Here is a 19,766-nt window from a genome sequence, read left to right on the forward strand (position 1 = left end):
CTAAGTTCAGGCGTCATGCGGCGACAAAAGCCGCTTTTATTGAGGCATTACCGTCCCTTCTCACGAGACACAACCTCAAGCTTCATTCGCCACAGTGAAAGATTTATGTCATTTAAAAAATAACCTCCCTTCACAATAAAAAGCCTATCAATTTGTATACGTACGTGAATTGACGCTCTTATAGAAATGTCATTATTGTCATTTGGGAAAATCAGACCTTAACAACAACGGCAAAAACAAAGCCCCGAAAAGTTAACAATACATTTAAAACGGAAGGTATAATTCTCCATGGTAGAAAATAATTCAAAACCACAAATATCTAGTATTTTTAGAAGCAATATTGATAAAATTACCAACGGTACAATTTCCGGATGGGCATTTGATACAATAACACTCAAACCCGTAACCGTACATATTCTTATAGACCAGCAAGAAGTACTTCAGTCCACCTGCAACGAACCACGAATAGACGTTCAAAACGCATTCCAACTCCCTCATGAAAACCACGGCATTAACATTACCATCCCCCCTCACTTTCACGACGGCCAGCCACACACGCTGTCACTTCGGCTACCAGACCGCAGCCCCATTCTTCTACCACTCCCCGAAGAAGACGCGACACCTTCACATGACGAAATTACCTTCCAACTCGACTATACCCCTGAAATTGTCAGCCATGCAGACGGCATTACACACGGCGCTGTGCGTGGCTGGGCACTACAGCGCCTTTCACCAAGCGGCGACCTAGAGGGCGATGTCACGGTCTCCCTTCTCGTGGACGGAAGACCTGCATCTCAAGCCCGCGCAAACCTGTATCGCGGCGATGTTGCCGCCGCGTTAGGGTGCTCACCAAACTGCGGCTTTGAACTTCCCATTCCTTTGCATTTCCGTGGAAGTGCTCCTCACCACTTTGAGGTGATTACACTCCCCAACAAACTCACGATTCCCGGCACACCCATCATCAGTGCGGTCACAGATGATGCTTTAGAAACGCGATTGGTGAACCTCATAAATGTTATCGACGGCCTGCACCGCGAGTTAAGCACTCTCCGCAAAGATGTCCGCTCACTCATTCCCAAACGCCCTGATACACTCAGAGATTATGATCGTTGGGCACGGCGCTATTATCCAATGCGCCGCGTACTTGCCGCACAAGAACGTGACTATGCCGCACAAAACGGGACGCCACCGCAACCACTCGTGTCGGTGCTATGCCCAACGTACCGACCACTCAAAAGCGACTTTGAGGCCGCTATCCAATCTGTTCTCAACCAAACTTACAGCAACTGGGAACTCATCATTATTGATGACTGCGGGAAATCGGCCGAAACCACCAAAACTATCAATAGTTTTGCCAAGCAAGATGAGCGCATCCGCCCCATTATACTCACCAAAAATGCAGGCATTTCAAACGCTACGAACGTCGGAATGGATGCGGCTCAAGGCCAGTATGTTGTCTTTTTCGACCATGACGACCTGATGGAAGATATCGCGTTAGAGGTTATGGTGCGCGCAGCACAAAAGACTGGTGCTAAGCTTATTTATTCTGATGAAGATAAAATTGATCAAGCGGGCTACTATCTAGAACCAAACTTCAAACCTGATTTTAACTACCGCTACCTTCTAGGCTGCAACTACATTTGTCATCTCACGATGATCGATACAGAAACCATGCGCAAAGTCGGTCATCTGTCAAAGCAATATGACGGCGCGCAAGATCATGATTTTGTTCTTAGAGCTACCGAAATACTCACGCCTGACGAGATTCACCACGTTCCAGAATTGCTTTACCACTGGCGCAAAACCCCCAATTCTACAGCGGTAACCGTAGCCAATAAAACATATGCTGTTGATGCGGGTGTGCGCTGCGTGAAAGACCACCTGACACGCAAAAAACACAAAGTAAAAGTGTCATCGATTAACAATCTTACAGTTTATCGTGCGCAATACACGCTCACCGAACAACCTGAAGTCACCATTATTATTCCATTCCGTGATCAAGTCGAAACAACACGTCAATGTGTTGATGCACTTTTACAATACACATCCTATAAAAATTTCAAAATTATCCTCGTAGACAATTGGTCAACAGAAAAAGAAACTTTAGAATATTTAAAAGAAATTCAAAAAAATAAAAAAATTAGTACCCTTCGCATCGAAGAACCGTTTAATTATTCCCTCATTAATAATAAAGCCGTATCCAACAGCACATCCCCCTTTATTTTATTCTTAAATAATGACGTATTTGTTGAGCAAAAAAATTGGCTTAACATTGCCATGAGCGAAGCTCTGGCTGCCCCGGACATTGGTGCCGTCGGCTTAAAACTTTTATACCCCAACAATACAGTACAACATGCTGGCGTGGCCGTCGGCGCTCCTGCTGTTGCGGTCCATACTCAACGTGGCATTGCAGCCAACGACTACGGTTATATCGGCCGAGCCATGTTAACGCATGAAGTAACTGCGGTGACAGCGGCAGCAATGCTCGTGCGCAAAGATGTTTTTGACGCTGTCGGCGGGTTTGATGATGAACATCTCACCGTTGCTTACAATGACGTTGATCTTTGCCTCAAGATTCGCAAGGCAGGCTATCGCATCATTTTCAGTGCCGACTCTATTGCTGTGCACCATGAAAGCTTAAGCCGCGGCAGCGATGACCGTCCCGAGCATGAAACACGCTTCTTCCTAGAAACTCAGACCATGCTCACCCGTTGGGAGCATGAACCACTGTTCAAACAAGACCCCGCTTACTCACGCTTCTTCCGGGTTGATCAACAGCCTTTCTTTGAACTGGAAGACCCAGAGACCTTGACCTCTGGTGAAACAACACAACGTGTTTAAGTGTATTGCAGCTTGAAAAGGACAACGTACCATGACTGTCAGTTCCTATCGTCACGCCACGAAGAACAATACTGCGGACAACACCAAAAACGTTTCCATTGAACTGCTCAACGCGCGTTTAGCGGACCTGATTGACCTTGCGCTCGTGATTAAGCAAGCACACTGGAACCTTAAAGGCCCACAATTTATTGGCGTCCACGAAATGCTCGATGGCTTTCGTACAGGCGTTGATGGCTTCGTCGATACTGCAGCGGAACGCGCCGTACAACTTGGCGGAACGGCCTTCGGCACTGTGCAAAATGTTGCTCAGTCATCATCATGCCCAGCCTACCCAACCGATATTTACAAAATTTCCGACCATATCTCAGCACTCATTGAGCGCTATGCCATCGTAGCAAACAACGTACGCGAGGCTATTACCATCACCGCCGAAGCGGGTGATGATGATACTGCCGATCTTTTCACGGAAGTGTCACGCGGCCTCGATAAGGACCTTTGGTTCTTAGAAGCACACGTACAAGAGCCTTCTGCATAAAACGTCTTCCTCCTAAAAGAAGAAAAATTATCAATAATTGCACGCAATAACGCTCTTCTTCTTTTAGAAACACTTTCTGTATGTCACGATGAAAAGGCGGGTAGAGTTTTGCTCTACCCGCCTTTTCATAATCTTGCCCCGCTCTCTTTTGAGGGTTACCAATAAACTTATCAGTCCGTTGTATTCTTTGAATGCTTCGAACCTTAACAAACACTTGACGGGAAAACACGCATGAGCGTCTCTGCAGCGGGTTTTGGTGATAGCAATTCCAATTGGGATCTCTCTGAATGGGACGCGTTGCGCGATGATGCCGCAACAGAAGCTGCCCCCCAAGATACCCCCCCCCCATCGGAAGAAGCCTCTTCTCCGGCCATTGAGCCAGTCGTAGAAACCCATGAACCGGAAGCGCCTGCGGAAACACCAGCGGAGCCCGCCCATCAACAGCGTTTAACGTTAGAAGACCTCCCAGAAGCCGATCATCAGGCACGCGAATTTTTTGCGCAAAATGGTGCTGATACGGTCGAAACGGCTTTTGCCTTAGCCAATATCTTACACACCAACCGCAACGTCTCTGAAGCTTCACGCGCATACCGCCAAGCGTATGACCTCCACTCCAGAGAGCCTAATCACTACCCCCTGCCGCAGACACTCCTGCAAGTCAGCCTACTTTGCCGTCTCAAAGCAGGCTTGCCCGTACCTGCAGAAGAACTTTTGGAACTACGTTCGCTCAACATCCCATTTGCGAACTACATTGACGGTACAGCCCGCGCATGGGCAGGCGTCACACCTCACGATGCCTTAAATACCATCGGCAATGCCTATGATGAGTTCCATACCGGCGAAGAGGTCGATAGCATCACGCTGGAAATAGCCCGGCAAGCTTCACCATCTCCGTTCGAGCCCAATGCTGACGCAGGTGTCTACGGGCAAATACCGCGTAAACTCTTCATGTACTGGGATCAAAATCCACCTGAAGAAATTCAGAAGAATTTTGAATTACACAAAAACATTCCACATTTTGAAACGCATTTTTTCAACAAAGAAGAAGCCGCTGAATGGCTTTACCAACATTATGGCATTGAAGCGCGTTCTCTTTTCCTTGCCGCACGCCACCCTGCTGAAGCGGCAGACTTCTTACGTGTTCATGTTATCCAACTGCTTGGCGGTTGGTGGATGGATGCCGATATTCGCGTCAAAAATTCAGACGCGCTCAAATTCATGGCAACCCGCAATGCTGGCGCAGCATTTTTCCTAACGCACAATAATGTTGTTCATAATGACTTTTTTGGATCTGTTGCCAATAGTGATGTGCTGAGTGACTGCCTCCTGTCACTCTACCGTAACTGCTATCTGCACCACGGTCTCTTCATCGCGTATAAAACAGGCCCAGGTATCTTTAACCGCGCCCTTAACCGAATCGCACATCGCAGCTTGCTTGGTAACCCACCAGCAAAGAAAATCGAAATTTTCGACCATCATAAATTCAACGATATGATCGAAGAATTCGACACACCGTACAAGCAACAACTACCATCTTGGTATACAGCTTAAATAAAAAAGGCGGCCCATAATAACGGGCCGCCTTTTTTATACTCTTAATTTTACAATGCGCGAGCCAGATGCTCACGCGCAAAACGGAAAGTATCTTCGGGCACCTCTTCCGATTCCGCCCCCTCAACACCTTCTTCTTCCGCCTGCACAACAGCGCCCTCTTCTGCTTTTCCCTGCGGCGCACTCAAGCCTCGCAGCACAAGAAGCGTAAAGGCACGAAAGTCTTCTTCTCCCACCGGGGAGGGTTTCTGCCCTTTTTGACGCTGCACCAACCAGCCTTGCGTCAGCGTTTCAAGGCTACCCCAACCTTCACCAATAACCCGCTGATGCAATGCCTCAATAGAAGCGCGTGCAATCTCATCTGCATCTGCGTCCGTAATACGCTGCGGAGCGCGAGCCGGGCCTTTTTTTAACACCCACCCCTGCAACATTTCTTTAAAGCCTGGAAGTAATTCTTGAGACATCAAAATTCCCCTCGTCCAATCAGCCCCATACACCTCAACAGGAAACTAAGACCCGCCTTATGTGCCGGAAGAGTTAAATTTAACACGTGACTGCATCATGGCTGAATTATCTATCCCGATATAGCCTCAAAAGTTCAAAGAACTCTTTATTGCACTCAAGATTTTTTAAGAATTATCTGCTAACTTCAAAAATCATAATACGCATACACTCAAAGAAGATTAGTCCATGAGCGAAAACAACGATCAAAGCCTGCACAAATCTTCCTCTCCAAGCGCGGCAGATCTTGCCGGCGATGGGCAGGCAGCAGCTTATCTCGAACGCCATGGCGCTGATACGGTTGAGCACTCTTTCGCCATTGCCAACATTTTGCATATCCATAACAAAGTTTTTGAGGCGTCCTCTTTTTATCGCCGAGCCTTTGATCTGCACAGCAAATCCCAGACAGAATACCCACTACCCCAGTCACTGCTACAGGTTCGCCTTCTTTGCCTCCTAAAGGCTGCACAGCCCCTACCTGAAAATGAAGTAGAAGAATTAGCATCTTACTCGCCCTTAATGGCGAACTATATCCGCGGCATCCGTGCAGCTTGGCAGGATCATAACCCGGAAAAAAGCCTTGCACTCATGGGCAATGCCTTTGAAGAGTTCCACTCTGGCGAAGAAATTGACCGCCTTTACCTTGAAATTGCCCTCAGCTGGATTCGGTCTTTCGGCGATACGGGTTTCCCTGATTCAGCACCCAGTATTCCTCATCATCTCTACATGTACTGGGACAAAAATCCGCCCCCAGAAATTCAAGCCAATATCCAGTACCACCGCGAACTTCTTGGCGATTCCTTTACTGTCTTTGACCAAAGCAGCGCCGCTGATTGGCTGTATGATCACTATGGACAAGAAGCAAAAGACCTCTTCTTAAACGTCCGCCACCCTGCTGAAGGTGCAGACCTTCTGCGCCTTCACGTCATTTTAACGCATGGTGGCTGGTGGCTTGATGCGGATCTAAGAGTAAAATCCGCTGAGGCTTGGCAAGGACTAAAAGACATCAAAACAAACTGCCAGTTATTCACGACAGGCAACTACGTCCTTCATAATGATTTTTTTGGAGCCGCACCAACCAGCCCAATCATTACAAACGCAATGATGACAGCTTGGGCAAATATGTTTCGCCATCCAGGTCTTTATATTGCATTCAAAACAGGTCCTGGCGTTCTCAATCGTGCCGTCAGCCGCGCACTTTACCAAAGCCTTCAGCTCGACGCATTCCTGCCATCTATGCGCATTGATGACCAAGCTGCTTTCGATCGTTTTGTAGAAGAATATGAAGTACAATATAAGAATAGCGGAGCATCGTGGCACGCCCAGTAGCCACATCTCCTCCACCATTCTTAAACAATCACGGCCCGCTCTTCATATTCGGGCCGTGCATTAGTGCTTAGAACGCGCGCTTTCCAGCCAAAATATCCCGTACCAACTCTTCATAGCGTGCGATATATCCATCCATAGAGAGTTCTCTTTCCGCATACCGACGTGCTCCACTCCCCAAACGACGCGCCAAGGCTCTATCCTGTAGAAGCTCTACAACCGCATCAGCAATACGCTCTGGTTCCAGACATGGTACCAAACGGCCCGTCACACCATCTTCGATAAACTCTCGTACGGGTGCAGTATCACTCCCAATAATCGGGCAAGAGGCAGCCATTGCTTCACGCAGCGACCACGAAGCAACAAAAGGATATGTAAGATAAACATGAGCATCAGAGCGCTGAATTAACGTTCGGAAATCATCATGAGCAACATGACCAACAAAATGCACCTTGTCTAAATTAATCTGACCAGACAACTCCGCCAACATATGGTCACGCCACTTACCTCCCCCTGGAGGCGGGTTTCCATAACTAACACCATCCCCACCAATCAGAATAATACGCGCATCAGGGCATTCAGCCTGTATTCGTGGCAAAGCCCGCATAAAAACATGGAAGCCACGATAAGGCTCCAAATTCCGTGCGACGTAAGTCACCACTGGTTCTTTCGCTGCAATATGCACACCGCCAATGGTCAAATGACGATTTCTAAGGCGTCCGTCGCGTTTACATGCCTCTAAATTCACACCTTCATGTAGCAAAGCCATCTTTGACTGTGCCCATGCCGGATAAGTCTGCTTTTGAAACACTGTAGGTGTCTGACCTACACTATTTGGCAAATTCAGGGCCTGTAAATTAATCGAATTTTTTATCCGAACGAGAGACGGCAAATCTGCGCTCGGCGGAAACTCTGGGTCAAAGCCCACATCATTGCGATCAGAATGGTAGAAGAACTCCAAATATCCCAAAATGGGTGTATCCGGAAAAACATCCACAAGATTCAACAACTCACCCCAACCATGATGGCCAATAATAATATCCGGGGCATAGCCGAGATTTTTGAGAGTTCTTGCAGAGCGCGCAACCGCTTCAGCTCTCAATAAACCTCGTTCAAACTCATGCAAATAAGGATGCGTCGCTTCAGCAGGCTCACGCTCCGTACGGTAAATAACCCGCCTTACACCAGGAATATCACCTGCATTGGCCTCAGAAAGAAAAACAATCTCATGCCCGCCCTGAGCGCTTAAGTGACGAACAAAATGTAAGAACTGTCCCGGAAAGTTTTGATGAACGAAAAGATACCGCACGTAATTGTCCTGACCGAGAAACAGCCAGCGACCTGCCTCTTCATACAGGACCGCACATTGTAAACCCCCAACGTACGCTTTTTAAAAGCTGCGTTGGGGGCACCACTCATTATTTGCCTGAAGCCGCTTTCCGCCGCCCAGAAGAACGCACCTTCTTTGCTGGCGCCTCTTCTGATCCTTCACTTACAGCCTTTTTTGAGGCTGTTTTTAAAGGAACAACTTCCAGCAAAAATGCTTCCAGAGGCGCTAAGCTTTCTGCTTCAAGTGCTGTCGAGCCATCAACCGGCCCCAAACGAGTACCATCTGTGAACGTTGCCGTCAGGCGCACTTCATGCGTTTCTGCGGATTCATTTTTCAGACGTACGCGCAGACCCAAAATCGGCAGAGCCATACCGCGAGAACCGCAATATTGACCACCTTCTGCCCAAGGTGAAAGCCAACCTTTTCCAAGCACAGCCTGATATTCAATATCAGTTGCTGGGATTTTATCGACTGGAGCGACTGCAAACCCTTCGATCCATGTCTGGCTCTCTGGCGTGCCCATCCACTCACCAATAACACCACCAACGTCACCGCGGCGTTGAACATGCGCCGAGATCTCCAAGCCTTGTGCTGCTGGTGCTGCAACCTGCTCCGGTGTGCTTTCTGCGGTAGCAGGCGCTACTGCAGCCGTTGGACCAGCCAATTGCACGACTTGAAGCTGAGGCGCGCCGGCTTCACTGCTTGGGTCCTGGTACGTCGTAACCAAAACAGCGGCAGGACCACGCAGAACGCGCACGAGCGCAGCGCCTTTACTGCCTCCAATCCAACCGTCTTCATCAAACGTACTAATACTTACCAAACCAGCCGGTGTCGCAGGTGCACGTGAAATCCGCACGCCTGGCAAGCCACTTGGGCCCGAATCGGCTTGCCCAGGAGGATGAAAAATACAAAACACGCCTGCATCAAGCACCATCAGACGAGCGCTGGCTTTCAGGTCAATAACCCGATTTGGCCCAGGCGTTTCTTCAGAGTTTGTCATTCTTTACTCCCAATAGGTCCCACACATCCGGGCGTCATTACGGAACTCAAGCAGCCAAACTAAAGCCAAGAGCGATAAACGCACATGAAATATTCCATTCTTGAAGAAATGTATCCCTCCAGAAAATGAAACTCCCATGTTCATCCACCCTAGTCTAACTGTCTTTACAAACAGGTAAACCCATTCTCTTCAAACTTATCGATACCAACGTAGTAAAATAAAACGCAGAAGCTGTAATGAAGATGCACCAAGTGGAAGAATAATCCCATCTCGCTCCTTCACCCTCTCAGCTTGTGCACCAATGTCAAAGCACATCACCTCCAAACCCGCCTTCCAGATAATACTCAACGCATAACACCAAGTTTCAGGAGCAATAGAAGGAATGAAACCTACATCTGGGTTGTATTTTTCAATAAGTTTGAATGCTTCTCCTTCCTTATACTCTCCCGTGACAATCACACCAGCATCCATTAATTCATTATCATTAGGTGTATGACCAACCAGTATTATCTCTACGGGCAATGAATGAGTTCTAATATCACGGGCCATGCTTAACAAAACATGATAACCCTTCCATTGACCAATCCCACCAAGCACGCATAGCCGTAAAGGCCGCCCTTGCACCGTTACAGCCCCACTACGCTGACCAAGCGGCGTCGGGAAATCATCCGCTTCGAGTTCTTCCACCTCAAAAGCCGTCACTGGAAAATGGCGCCGAAAGCGCTGCGCGGTATCCCGTGATGGCGTAATACACCGTCTTGCCTCAGAAAATTCACACTGAGAGCGGGCAATACGCGCCTTTATCGAGAGCCCGTCATTTAAAACATCCCCCCAACGTGACACACACTGCTCACACCCAGACACATCGGGTTCGCCACAATACCGCCCATGCCCATCCAACAAAGAAACACGCGGGCAAAACCACACATGGTCATGCACAAACACATCATAAGGGACACCCAGCGCTTGATGCAGCGTTCGGATACATTCTGCGTGCCCAATTAATTGATGCCATTCAATGTGCTGAATACCGAGTGCTGACAATGCAGCGACCAACGCAGATTCTTCATCCGGCAAATCAAACACGAAGTTAAACGGCTCAACTTTTTTCTTATTTTCTCCCGCATCAGGCCGCGTAACATGACAGCCTTTTTCAACGGGACGCAAAACATAAGCTGCCCGCCCCTGACGCTCAAAAGCTGCCGCACGCTCACGAACCACACGTTCCACGCCGCCACCGCCAGCATGGACAATCATGGCGACCGCAGGCCCCTTCGCTGTGACATCACGCCTTAACCGTACTTGGTCCAAACGCCTCCGCAAAACACGGAAAGGGTCACGCTTTTGAAACTCCGCAACACACGCATCATAACCGGGGTGTAAACCGTTGAGAATCTCAAGATTACGCGCCATAAGCCAGCGCTTTCCAGCCCCGAAAGAGACCGAGCCACGGTGTAAAACATACACATCGGGCGCTATATGGTGTGTGAAACCCAGTCGATGTGCCCTCAGGCAAAAATCATTTTCTTCACCATATCCCTGCGAAAATACATCCTCACGCAGGAAACCAACCTCCTGCAAGCACCCAGCGGAGATGGCCATACAAAACCCATTCGCCGTCGGTGCACTCTCTGCCACCACCTCGTCATGAAACAAGTCTTGGCATAACCGATCATACCGCAGCGCCTCACGTATAGAGGGTACGGGATTTCGCTCTTCAACGGACGGATACGAGAAAATACTGGCATCATTACTAAACGGGGTCACTGTTCCCACACCCGGAACACGCAAGCGACGCACCAACCGCTCCAACCATCCGGGCGGCACAACCGTATCACTGTTCAATAAAACAACATCAAACCCGACGGCGCGCGCCAACCCCATATTCACAGCAACCGGAAAACCCCGATTCTGCTTTAAACGCACCAGTTCTATACGCCCTTGCGCAGCATACGCGTCCAACGCCAATGCCAGCTTCTTTTCCGGTGTCGCATCATCCACCACAATCACACGCGTATGCGCAGGGATAGTCGCCAATACACTTTCAAGACAATCCCGTGTGATTCTATAATCTCGATACACCGGAATCACGACACAACAGCCTTGCGCCGCCGCAACAGTTTTCTTACCCGCAGAGTAAGCTAATGTATTCACCGGGTAAGGCCGCATGTCTGGCAACAAAGCTTCCACCTTGCCAGACAACAACATCCCGATATCCGCGCGAATTGGTGCCCCCGTCAGTGGTCGCCCATGATCATCATAAACAGCCAATAACGTTGCCGCGCCCTCTCCCCCCGACGGTAAAGGCACACGAAACGCACGTGGGCGGGCTAACGGTACGTCACTCTCAATCGTCAGAGCATTCTCAGTAGCCGAACAAACGGTATCATCCCACAAACGCAGTTGAGGATCATGCTCCGGCTCGGCAGGGAACCACGCCCAACCGCACAAGCCATCCGCATCCGCCGTCAACAAAGACTCAAAACGTGTCAAAGCCGCGACATCAATAGGGCTACCAACCACATGACGACCACGCACTTTCACCGTAATCTGGCGCGCCTTCCCCCATCCATCCGGCAATTGATGCTGACCTGACAGGCCGACACTCACACGCTCACCATCAAGTGCAACGGTTACACGCCCTTCAGCAACAACGTGCACATGCCCTGCATTAGACGCAAAGCACCACCCAGGCTTTTGCGCCACCTGAACCACATGGTCCGCGATCGCATGCAGATCCGGCATGATCACCGATGCGGATAAAGCATGATGCAACCGCTGTAACGCCTCATCCCACCGCTGCAAGCGCACCAAACACACAACAGCAAGAAAGGCCGCCTCCCGCAGGCGAAACTGCTCTTGCAGGTCACTCATTTTATGCAGTGCATCGTCAAAATGACCCATCCGCATATCCACCAGAGCCAAAGCCCACGTGATATTAGGACTGACACGTGCCATCCGCCCTGCACGCTCCAACCAGAAGCGTGCCGCCAGCACATCATTTTGCTCTAAAGCGCGCTCACCACGCTGAAACGCTTCCTGCGCACGTTCTTCATAGACCTTGCGCCATAATACACGGTCCGCTTCCGTAATCACATTGCCATACCCTGCGTAACCGGAACCCGCACGGTCAGTTTCTGTCACCACTTTTGAATCATCAGACACGAATCACATAAACTATAAAGGGTTAGTCTGACGTATGCGTCGCATCACACGCTGCCAACTCTTGCTCAGCACCATCAATGCCTTGCCCTGCCGCACGCTCTAACCAAATACGCCCCTCGACCGGGTCCTGCACACCGCCCAAACCACGCACCAGATAACGACCCAGCATCAGCTGAGCCAAGCCATTGCCACGCTGTGCTGCCTTGCGGAACCATTTCTGCGCTTCGGTACGATTCTCCGGCACTTCATGCCCACCACCCAGCATCGCCGCTAGTGAGAACATGGCATCAACATTACCACTCTCAGCTGCAGCCGCATAAAGTTTCAACGCTTTCGCATGATCCTTACGGTTATTAATCTGGCCCGTGACCAAAAACTGCCCTACAGCAGCCTGCGCTTCTGCCATACCCGCATCAGCCGCTTTTTCCATCCAATACAGCGCCTGTGTCGGATCAGCAGCAACACCACGCCCATCCAGCAACATCCGGCCATACCAATATTGAGCATTCACAACGCCATCAGCTGCACGCTGCATCCACCGAGCAGCCTCACGACTATCCGTCGTATGGCCAACACCTTCTGCATAGCACACGCCCAGATTGAACGCCCCAACCAAGTCACCTTTCTCAGCCGCACGCTCAAAACGCTGACGCAATGCCTCTTTTTCGGTATCTGTCGCGCGGGCCCCCGTTAAAATAAGGTTACCCAAATCCGCATCAGCCTGCGCATCCCCAGATTCGGATGCAACTTTGAACCAATGCGCCGCAACATCAGCATCTCTATGAACGCCGTTGCCCGTTAAGTACAAAAGTCCTAAAGCCCGCGCTGCTCCGGGGTGCTTTTGCTCCGCCGCAAGACGGTACCACTTCGCAGCTTCCATCATATTCGGTGGCAAATCACCACCATTGGCGTTCAAATCGCCTAGAACCGCTGCACTTTCAGCATCACCACCCAAAGCGGCACGACGCAACATCGTTTCAGCTTGGCCATAATGCTGGTCAACCCCGACGCCTTCCAAAAGCATCAAGCCATAACGCGCCTGAGCATACAGAACATTCTGCTCAGCGCCTTTACGGTAATATTCTGCCGCAGCACTCATACTTTGCGGCAGGCCAATGCCCGCCTCACTCATACGACCTAAAAACTCATAGGCCGTACCGAGACCTGCTTTACTCGCCTCTATGAAGTGACGCGCCGCATATTGGCGTTCTTCATCCGTCTCCGCATCATTCAATAACGCGAAAGCCAGCCCCAAATGCCCCTGCGAACACCCAGCCTGTGCTGATTTCCGGTACCAGTCACGCGCCTGAGGTAAATCCCGTAAATCTTCTGGCCCATTTGTTAGAATATAACCCAACAGTGCCTGAGCATCTGCCGAGTGCTCTACAGCAGCTTTATGCGCCCAATACCGACCTTGATGAAAATCGGGGATACGCGGCCCTTGCTCTGGTCGGACACTTAAATCCAACGCTCCGCTCTCGGCACGGATTTCAAACCCTTCGGGTAGACCAACCGTGTATAAAGTCGCCAAGATAAAAGCGGCTTCAACATGACCGGCCTCTGCGGCCTGGAGCATCCACCGTGCACCATCTTCAAGACTTGGCGGAACCGCCTGACCGTCAAGATAAATACGCCCAAGCCGAAATTTAGCCTCTACAACGCCGTCTTTCGCCAGTTGTCCCAAAAGCTGGACACCACGAACAGCATTCTTGCCTTCAAGAAGCTGTAGCGCATACGCCAATTTTGCCTGTGGATTCAAAAGGGCGGAAAAACGTTGCTTTAAAGACATGGATACTCATTTCACCTGAAACGACAAAGGACGCCCTTAAGACAAATAAGGGCGTCCTATACTCAAGCCTTAGGGCTCTCTCATACCACTACTGAGAAGCGGCGTGAGGCTGTTAAACAGGTACTGCATGATCGTACGCTTCCCAACATTGATATCTGCCGAGGCAGGCATACCGGGTGTTGGGTGGAAAAATGCTGGCTGACCATGCAACGTATAGCGATCAATACGTAAACGCACACGGTAGAACATTTGCGTGGATGAATCAGACGATGATGACTCCGGCGTAAAGGAATCCGCACTGATCACATGCACCGTGGCTTCCGCACCGCCATATTGTGTGTATGGGAACGCTGCGAACTTCACGAGCGCACGGTTACCAACCTGTACGAAGGCTGCGTCATTCGCCTGCATAATCGCTTCCATCTCAATCCCCGTTCCCGTCGGGACGAGCGTGATGAAAGGCTGTGCAGATTGCAGAACGGAACCCACCGACACCTTAGCAAGCGTCAACACAATACCATCTTCTGGCGCACGCAGTGTAATCAAGTCCTGCCGCAAATGAGCTTTCTGATACTCGCTGCGATATTCATCTAAACGGTGCTGCGTATCTGACAGGTAAGTATAAATCTGCGCTTTCCAATTTGCAGAATAGCTTTCCTTTTCAGCACGGGTAGCCGAAAGCTTACTTTCTGCACTATTCGCTTCCTGCTGAGACGTAATTTCCGCACGCTCTGCTTCCATCAAGTCACTTTGCGCAGAAAGCGTCGACAGACGTGACCCGACCTGATCAACCTGCTCACGTTGGCGCATTTTCAGCACCTCGGAGAAAAGGCGCGTCTTACTGCCATACATAGCCGCATTTGCACGACTAGCCTGAAGATCACTTTGCAAACCAGCAATTTGCTGATCGTAATCTTCCATACGTGCACGATATTCCGCACGACGCCGTTGGAAAGCGGCCGCCTGCTCAACCGAAGCCGGAATGTGCATGTCTGGCTTATAATCGAGACCATCTGCTTCGGCTCGCAAGCGGTCTGCCTCCGCCTGGTAGGCCAAGACCTGCTGCCGGACATTAACAATATCAGCTTCAGTCAATGTCGGGTCTAAATGCGCAAGCACATCACCCTTATGAACGAAATCGCCAATATGTACGTCGATCGACTTCACAATAGACGTCTCTAAAGGCTGCACCAGAATAGTGGGCTGCGTAGAGGTCAACCGCCCCGTCGTGGAGACAACACGATTAATAGGGAACCAAATCATCCCTACTAAACACGCAAAAAACAGCCCAGCAACAAGCCACACCATATAACGTGCAGATGCTGTCGCTGGCAGATTCACATAGCCTTGCGTTGGCGAATGGAACTCCAAAAGCGCTAGCGGCGTGTCACCAGGTGCAAACGGATCCGTCGCAGGGCGAGGCCCTTCTTGAGCACCTGTCACAGGCACATCTTCTGCGCCAGAAGAACCGTTATGGGGAGTCATATTAGATGCACTCATGCGCTTATTCTCCCTCACCCAGTGGCTTCACATCACGCGACGTCGAAGCTTTGTTCAAATGGCGGTTCTGTTGCAGCCACAAGGTACGGTAGATCTCGCAGCGTTCCAACAGAACATCATGCGGTGCAATATCCACAAGCTCACCTTGGTCCATAACCGCAATCTGATGGCAATCCACCAAAGAAGACAGTCGGTGAGACACAATCACCATCGTACGGCCTTGACCAATACGCTTCAGATTTGCGTTCACCAATGCTTCTGATTCTGGATCAAGAGCTGAAGTCGCTTCATCCAGAATCATCAACTTCGGATCACTAATAACGGCACGGGCAATCGCCAATCGCTGACGCTGACCGCCCGAAATATTCGTCGACCCTTCTTCAATCCACGTATCATATCCGGCAGGCATACGTTCAATGAACTCTTCAGCGCCAGCCAAACGGGCCGCACGAATTGCATCTTCCAACGTCAATCCCGGACGACCCGCCGTAATATTCTCCATGATTGAGCCGCGGAACAAGAAGTTATCTTGCAGAACAACACCAAAAGAACGACGCAAATGTGTCAGGTTAATTTCCCGAATATCCACACCATCCAAGCGCAAATACCCAAGATAATTACGGCTCACACCTTGCAAAAGACGCGTAATCGTTGACTTACCTGAACCAGAACGCCCCACCAGACCCAGCATGGTGCCCGCAGGAATATCAAACGTGACATCCTTCAAAGCCTTGGTCGTCGAACCGGGGTAAGAGAAGTTGATATTCGAGAATGACAGAGCACCCTTAATCACTGGGCGCATACCCGTGGTCAGAGCTTTCGTCTCAGTCGGCTGATTCAAAACAGCGCCTGCCTCACCCAACGAGACCATCACTTCGTTGAATGATTCCAACAGTCGCGCAAGACCCACAAGCGGTGTCGCAACACGCCCGCCCAACAGCATGAATCCTGCCAGTGCACCGCCTGACAAATCGCTATGATTAGTCAGTACCAAATAGGCACCTACCAAAATCACACCACGGTTAATGAATGTATCAAACGGCATAATCAGCGTTTGAGGCCATGCAGCAGTACGACCGGCTGCAAGCTTCCAACGCACCACTTCTGCTGTAACACGGTCCCATTCTTCGCGGCGCGTTGGCTCCAAAGCCAGCGTTTTAACAGTGCGAATACCCGCGATGCTCTCATAGAGAACTGAACTACGTTTCATTTCCGCCCGAATTTGACGCGACATCACACGCGTAACAACCGGCAAGAACAGAATAACAATCAGACCAATACAGCCAGCGCCCGCCAAGGTCATCCACGCCAAAGTAGAGCTCAGCATGAACAAAATGGGCAAGATAACAACGAGCGTAAACAGATCCAAAAATGTGGTCATGAGCTGCCCGGTTAGGAAGTCACGAACCTTAAAAATGGCCATAAACCGGCCAAGAACTTCACCCGTTTGCTCACGCTCATAAAATTCCAGCGGCAAAGCCAACAGACGATTAAAGGCGTGCAATGAAATACGCGCATCAAGACGAGACGAGAGAACTAATGAAAGTTCACGTCGACCATACGTGACTAAAATTTCGTAGAAACTTAAAATAATTACGAAGCCGACCATCGAAACCAAGGTCGCCATCGAGTGGTAATTCACCACACGATCAATGACCTGCATGACAATCAGGGCAGGGAAAATTTGCAAAATCGACAAAACAATTGATGCCAAAGAAATATCACGCAAAATTTTCTTTTCGCGCAGCACCATCTTCGCAAACCACAACATATCAAAGCGGGCATCAGCCTCACTCTCATCTTTGCGGCGTTTTACAAGCAGTACATCCCCCGTCCATACTTGGCTCAGGCGTACTTCATCAACGGCAACAGGGACATCACCATCACCACCCATCGGGTCTCGCAGCCAAACCACACCCCGCTCAGGATCACTCGCGACCATCAGGCCTGCGGATCCATCACGGAACATCAGAACAACCGGAGGCGTATTCCCCATACGCACCAGATAACGCCAACGCAGGCGCATCCCTTTAGCGACGGCACCTTGATCGTTCAGCCAGCGCGCCAATGCTGCCGGGGAGGGTGATTCTTCACCGGGTTCAGCGGCAAAATCTCGAATATCCAACTCGACCCCGTGAAAACGGGCTGCCGCCATTGCGGCATAAAGTCGGATTACTGCCGGAGTAACTTTTACCCCCGGTCCTGACACAGGATGCGTCTGCTCCACGAAAAATCCTCTATGCTGCGGTCCCGCACAGGCGGCATCGTAGTCTGCCATACCCACTCATACTTAATGAATAGTCAAGACAAACTGTTTCGTCACCTCCCTCTCATCAATATGTCTATATTTCTTCACATAAGAAAAAGTTTTACAACTCAATCAATATATTTAACTCTTTGCCTATAATAATGATTTTCCCCACTAATCTGCGCTTTATCATTCAAAAAACACACTATCATTACGACATGACACGTTACGAACTGGGCACCTGATGCAATTCTCCCACGATTACGCTCTCCTGCCAGAGCATTTCTCCGCAAAAATTGCCCCCAAATATTCTCCTCCACCTTCGCAACTCATCACCCTCAACACCCCTTGGGCCGAAGCATTAGGCCTCTCTCCCACATGGCTCCACACACCAGAGGGTAAAGACCTCCTCACACACGGCATCACACCAGACGGACACCTCCCCATTGCCATGGCCTATGCGGGTCATCAATTTGGACATTTTGTCCCATCTCTCGGTGATGGGCGCGCCGTTCTTGTTGGTGAACTCACAACCAAAAACGGTCAGAAACATGACCTTCACCTCAAAGGCTGGGGCCGTACCCCCTTCTCACGCAATGGCGACGGAAAAGCCGCTCTCGGCCCCGTCTTACGAGAAATGCTCATCAGTGAAGCTATGGCAGCTTTCGACATCCCCACAACACGCAGCCTTGCCGCCACACTCACCGGCGAAACTGTACAACGAGACACCGCTCTACCCGGTGCCGTACTCGCCCGTACGGCGCGCAGTCATGTTCGAATCGGCACTTTTCAATATTTTGCAGCCCGCCAAGACCATGAAGCACTTGCGGTCCTGCTGGATCACGTCATCACACGCCTCTATCCAGACCTCACCAATACCCCCAATAAAGCCTTGGCATTGCTCCAAACCGTTATCCACAAACACGCTCAACTCGTCGCCCAATGGCTGCATATTGGATTCGTGCATGGCGTCATGAACACCGATAATATGTCTATCGCCGGAGAAACCATTGATTACGGCCCTTGCGCCTTCCTCGATGCTTATGACCCCGAAGCCTGCTTTAGCTTCATAGACCGTGGCAAGCGCTACGCTTATGGCAACCAGCCTGATATGGCCCTTTGGAATCTTGGGCGCTTTGCTGAATGCCTCCTGCCGCTCATTCATTCAGATGATAATATGGCGGTTGAGCAGGCCACTGCCTGCCTCAAAGACTTCGATCGTGTTTTCTCAGAACATTATCTAACCGGGTGGCGCAAAAAACTGGGCCTATTCACCGAAGCACCAGCCGATACAAGGCTCATCGCCCAATTACTCGACATCATGCACCGCCAACAACTCGACTTCACACAAAGCTTCCGTGCACTCAACACCACGATACGCACACAAAACCCTGAGCCTTTCTTAGCCCTTTGCTCAGACCGCGACGCAGGCCAACACTGGTACACACAATGGCAAAAACGCATCGCGCAGGAGGCCATCTCTCAAGACGATCGCTTCAACGCTATGCAGCGGGTGAATCCTCGTATTATCCCGCGAAACCACTTAGTCGAACACGCCATCAACGCCGCTTACGACGGGGACTTCAAACCGTTCGAACACCTACAAAAAGCATTACGCACGCCATATCATGACGCGGATGATAGCTTTTATGCTCCCCCACGCCCTGAAGAACGCGTCCTTCATACATTTTGTGGGACTTAATAACCTCTCAAGCGGCGCTTGACACCGGAGACAGAACCGGACGACGATTCTTAAACAAACGCCGCGCCCGCTCCACGAGAAGCGATAAATCAGGCATGGATATACCATGCAACTCCCGCACTGTGTCGTGGGTCGCATAAAACCGGAAAACAGCTCCGGCGTCGGCCATAATCGCAGTGCCTAAAAACACACCATCGACATGAATGACCTTAGAACTCAACATGGATCTCGACCTTAGATAAAACTGCCCAACAGTACGGGCTCCCTTCTGAACACGC

Annotated in this window: 13 protein-coding genes; 5 read left to right on the top strand and 8 right to left on the bottom strand. The window is 50.3% G+C overall.

Annotated elements, in window-relative coordinates:
* The first annotated feature begins 288 nt into the window (after positions 1 to 288).
* The 3 genes from KB213_RS01335 (at position 289) to KB213_RS01345 (ending at position 4,927) form a co-directional block, all read left to right on the top strand.
* Positions 289 to 2,841 carry a glycosyltransferase family 2 protein gene (locus tag KB213_RS01335; RefSeq protein WP_211680177.1) on the top strand — a complete coding sequence of 851 codons (2,553 nt, stop codon included), beginning with the start codon at positions 289 to 291 and terminating at the stop codon, positions 2,839 to 2,841.
* A gap of 31 nt (positions 2,842 to 2,872) precedes the next feature.
* Positions 2,873 to 3,376 carry a DNA starvation/stationary phase protection protein Dps gene (gene dps / locus KB213_RS01340; protein WP_211680179.1) on the top strand — a complete coding sequence of 168 codons (504 nt, stop codon included), beginning with the start codon at positions 2,873 to 2,875 and terminating at the stop codon, positions 3,374 to 3,376.
* A gap of 231 nt (positions 3,377 to 3,607) precedes the next feature.
* Complete coding sequence (locus KB213_RS01345) at positions 3,608 to 4,927, top strand: glycosyltransferase family 32 protein (RefSeq protein ID WP_211680181.1); 1,320 nt, start codon at positions 3,608 to 3,610, stop codon at positions 4,925 to 4,927.
* A 50-nt stretch (positions 4,928 to 4,977) separates the two neighbouring features.
* Here KB213_RS01345 and KB213_RS01350 read toward each other — a convergent pair whose 3' ends face one another.
* A complete protein-coding gene (locus KB213_RS01350) occupies positions 4,978 to 5,391 on the bottom strand; it encodes a hypothetical protein (protein WP_211680183.1) in 414 nt (137 codons plus the stop codon).
* Between the two features lie 226 nt (positions 5,392 to 5,617).
* Between KB213_RS01350 and KB213_RS01355 the strand changes: the two genes are divergently transcribed.
* Positions 5,618 to 6,757, top strand: coding sequence for a glycosyltransferase family 32 protein (locus tag KB213_RS01355; protein WP_211680185.1), 1,140 nt, complete (start codon positions 5,618 to 5,620; stop codon positions 6,755 to 6,757).
* Positions 6,758 to 6,824: 67 nt separating this feature from the next.
* Here KB213_RS01355 and KB213_RS01360 read toward each other — a convergent pair whose 3' ends face one another.
* The 6 genes from KB213_RS01360 to KB213_RS01385 form a co-directional block, all read right to left on the bottom strand.
* Entirely contained in the window at positions 6,825 to 8,063 is a 1,239-nt protein-coding gene (locus KB213_RS01360; protein ID WP_211680187.1) for a glycosyltransferase family 4 protein, read from the bottom strand.
* 109 nt (positions 8,064 to 8,172) lie between these two features.
* Entirely contained in the window at positions 8,173 to 9,084 is a 912-nt protein-coding gene (locus tag KB213_RS01365; RefSeq protein ID WP_211680189.1) for a hypothetical protein, read from the bottom strand.
* Between the two features lie 195 nt (positions 9,085 to 9,279).
* A complete protein-coding gene (locus KB213_RS01370) occupies positions 9,280 to 12,228 on the bottom strand; it encodes a glycosyltransferase (RefSeq protein ID WP_346266647.1) in 2,949 nt (982 codons plus the stop codon).
* Between the two features lie 43 nt (positions 12,229 to 12,271).
* Entirely contained in the window at positions 12,272 to 14,038 is a 1,767-nt protein-coding gene (locus KB213_RS01375; RefSeq protein ID WP_211680193.1) for a tetratricopeptide repeat protein, read from the bottom strand.
* A 69-nt stretch (positions 14,039 to 14,107) separates the two neighbouring features.
* Positions 14,108 to 15,538 (bottom strand): HlyD family type I secretion periplasmic adaptor subunit, encoded by a 1,431-nt coding sequence (locus KB213_RS01380; protein WP_211680195.1) that lies wholly within the window; start codon positions 15,536 to 15,538, stop codon positions 14,108 to 14,110.
* Positions 15,539 to 15,542: 4 nt separating this feature from the next.
* The gene (locus KB213_RS01385) at positions 15,543 to 17,693 is read right to left on the bottom strand and encodes a peptidase domain-containing ABC transporter (protein ID WP_211680555.1); all 2,151 of its coding nucleotides are present in this window, start codon (positions 17,691 to 17,693) and stop codon (positions 15,543 to 15,545) included.
* Between the two features lie 337 nt (positions 17,694 to 18,030).
* On the opposite strand from KB213_RS01385, the gene KB213_RS01390 reads away from it, so the two are divergent.
* Positions 18,031 to 19,488 (top strand): protein adenylyltransferase SelO, encoded by a 1,458-nt coding sequence (locus tag KB213_RS01390; RefSeq protein ID WP_211680197.1) that lies wholly within the window; start codon positions 18,031 to 18,033, stop codon positions 19,486 to 19,488.
* A gap of 7 nt (positions 19,489 to 19,495) precedes the next feature.
* Here KB213_RS01390 and KB213_RS01395 read toward each other — a convergent pair whose 3' ends face one another.
* Positions 19,496 to 19,711, bottom strand: a complete 216-nt coding sequence (locus KB213_RS01395) for a hypothetical protein (protein WP_211680199.1) — start codon at positions 19,709 to 19,711, stop codon at positions 19,496 to 19,498.
* Positions 19,712 to 19,766 lie beyond the last annotated feature (55 nt).

Origin of the sequence: Neokomagataea anthophila (assembly GCF_018122595.1) — a bacterium.
Taxonomy (GTDB): Bacteria; Pseudomonadota; Alphaproteobacteria; order Acetobacterales; family Acetobacteraceae; genus Gluconobacter; species Gluconobacter anthophilus.

What these genes read in the sequence shown, in the direction of transcription:
- KB213_RS01345 (WP_211680181.1), top strand. Translation starts at nt 3,608, where the DNA reads ATGAGCGTCTCTGCAGCGGGTTTTGGTGATAGCAATTCCAATTGGGAT.
- KB213_RS01355 (WP_211680185.1), top strand. Translation starts at nt 5,618, where the DNA reads ATGAGCGAAAACAACGATCAAAGCCTGCACAAATCTTCCTCTCCAAGC.
- KB213_RS01385 (WP_211680555.1), bottom strand. Translation starts at nt 17,693, where the DNA reads ATGGCGGCAGCCCGTTTTCACGGGGTCGAGTTGGATATTCGAGATTTT.
- KB213_RS01380 (WP_211680195.1), bottom strand. Translation starts at nt 15,538, where the DNA reads ATGAGTGCATCTAATATGACTCCCCATAACGGTTCTTCTGGCGCAGAA.
- KB213_RS01395 (WP_211680199.1), bottom strand. Translation starts at nt 19,711, where the DNA reads ATGTTGAGTTCTAAGGTCATTCATGTCGATGGTGTGTTTTTAGGCACT.
- KB213_RS01375 (WP_211680193.1), bottom strand. Translation starts at nt 14,038, where the DNA reads ATGTCTTTAAAGCAACGTTTTTCCGCCCTTTTGAATCCACAGGCAAAA.
- KB213_RS01350 (WP_211680183.1), bottom strand. Translation starts at nt 5,391, where the DNA reads ATGTCTCAAGAATTACTTCCAGGCTTTAAAGAAATGTTGCAGGGGTGG.
- KB213_RS01365 (WP_211680189.1), bottom strand. Translation starts at nt 9,084, where the DNA reads ATGACAAACTCTGAAGAAACGCCTGGGCCAAATCGGGTTATTGACCTG.
- KB213_RS01335 (WP_211680177.1), top strand. Translation starts at nt 289, where the DNA reads ATGGTAGAAAATAATTCAAAACCACAAATATCTAGTATTTTTAGAAGC.
- KB213_RS01390 (WP_211680197.1), top strand. Translation starts at nt 18,031, where the DNA reads ATGCAATTCTCCCACGATTACGCTCTCCTGCCAGAGCATTTCTCCGCA.
- dps (WP_211680179.1), top strand. Translation starts at nt 2,873, where the DNA reads ATGACTGTCAGTTCCTATCGTCACGCCACGAAGAACAATACTGCGGAC.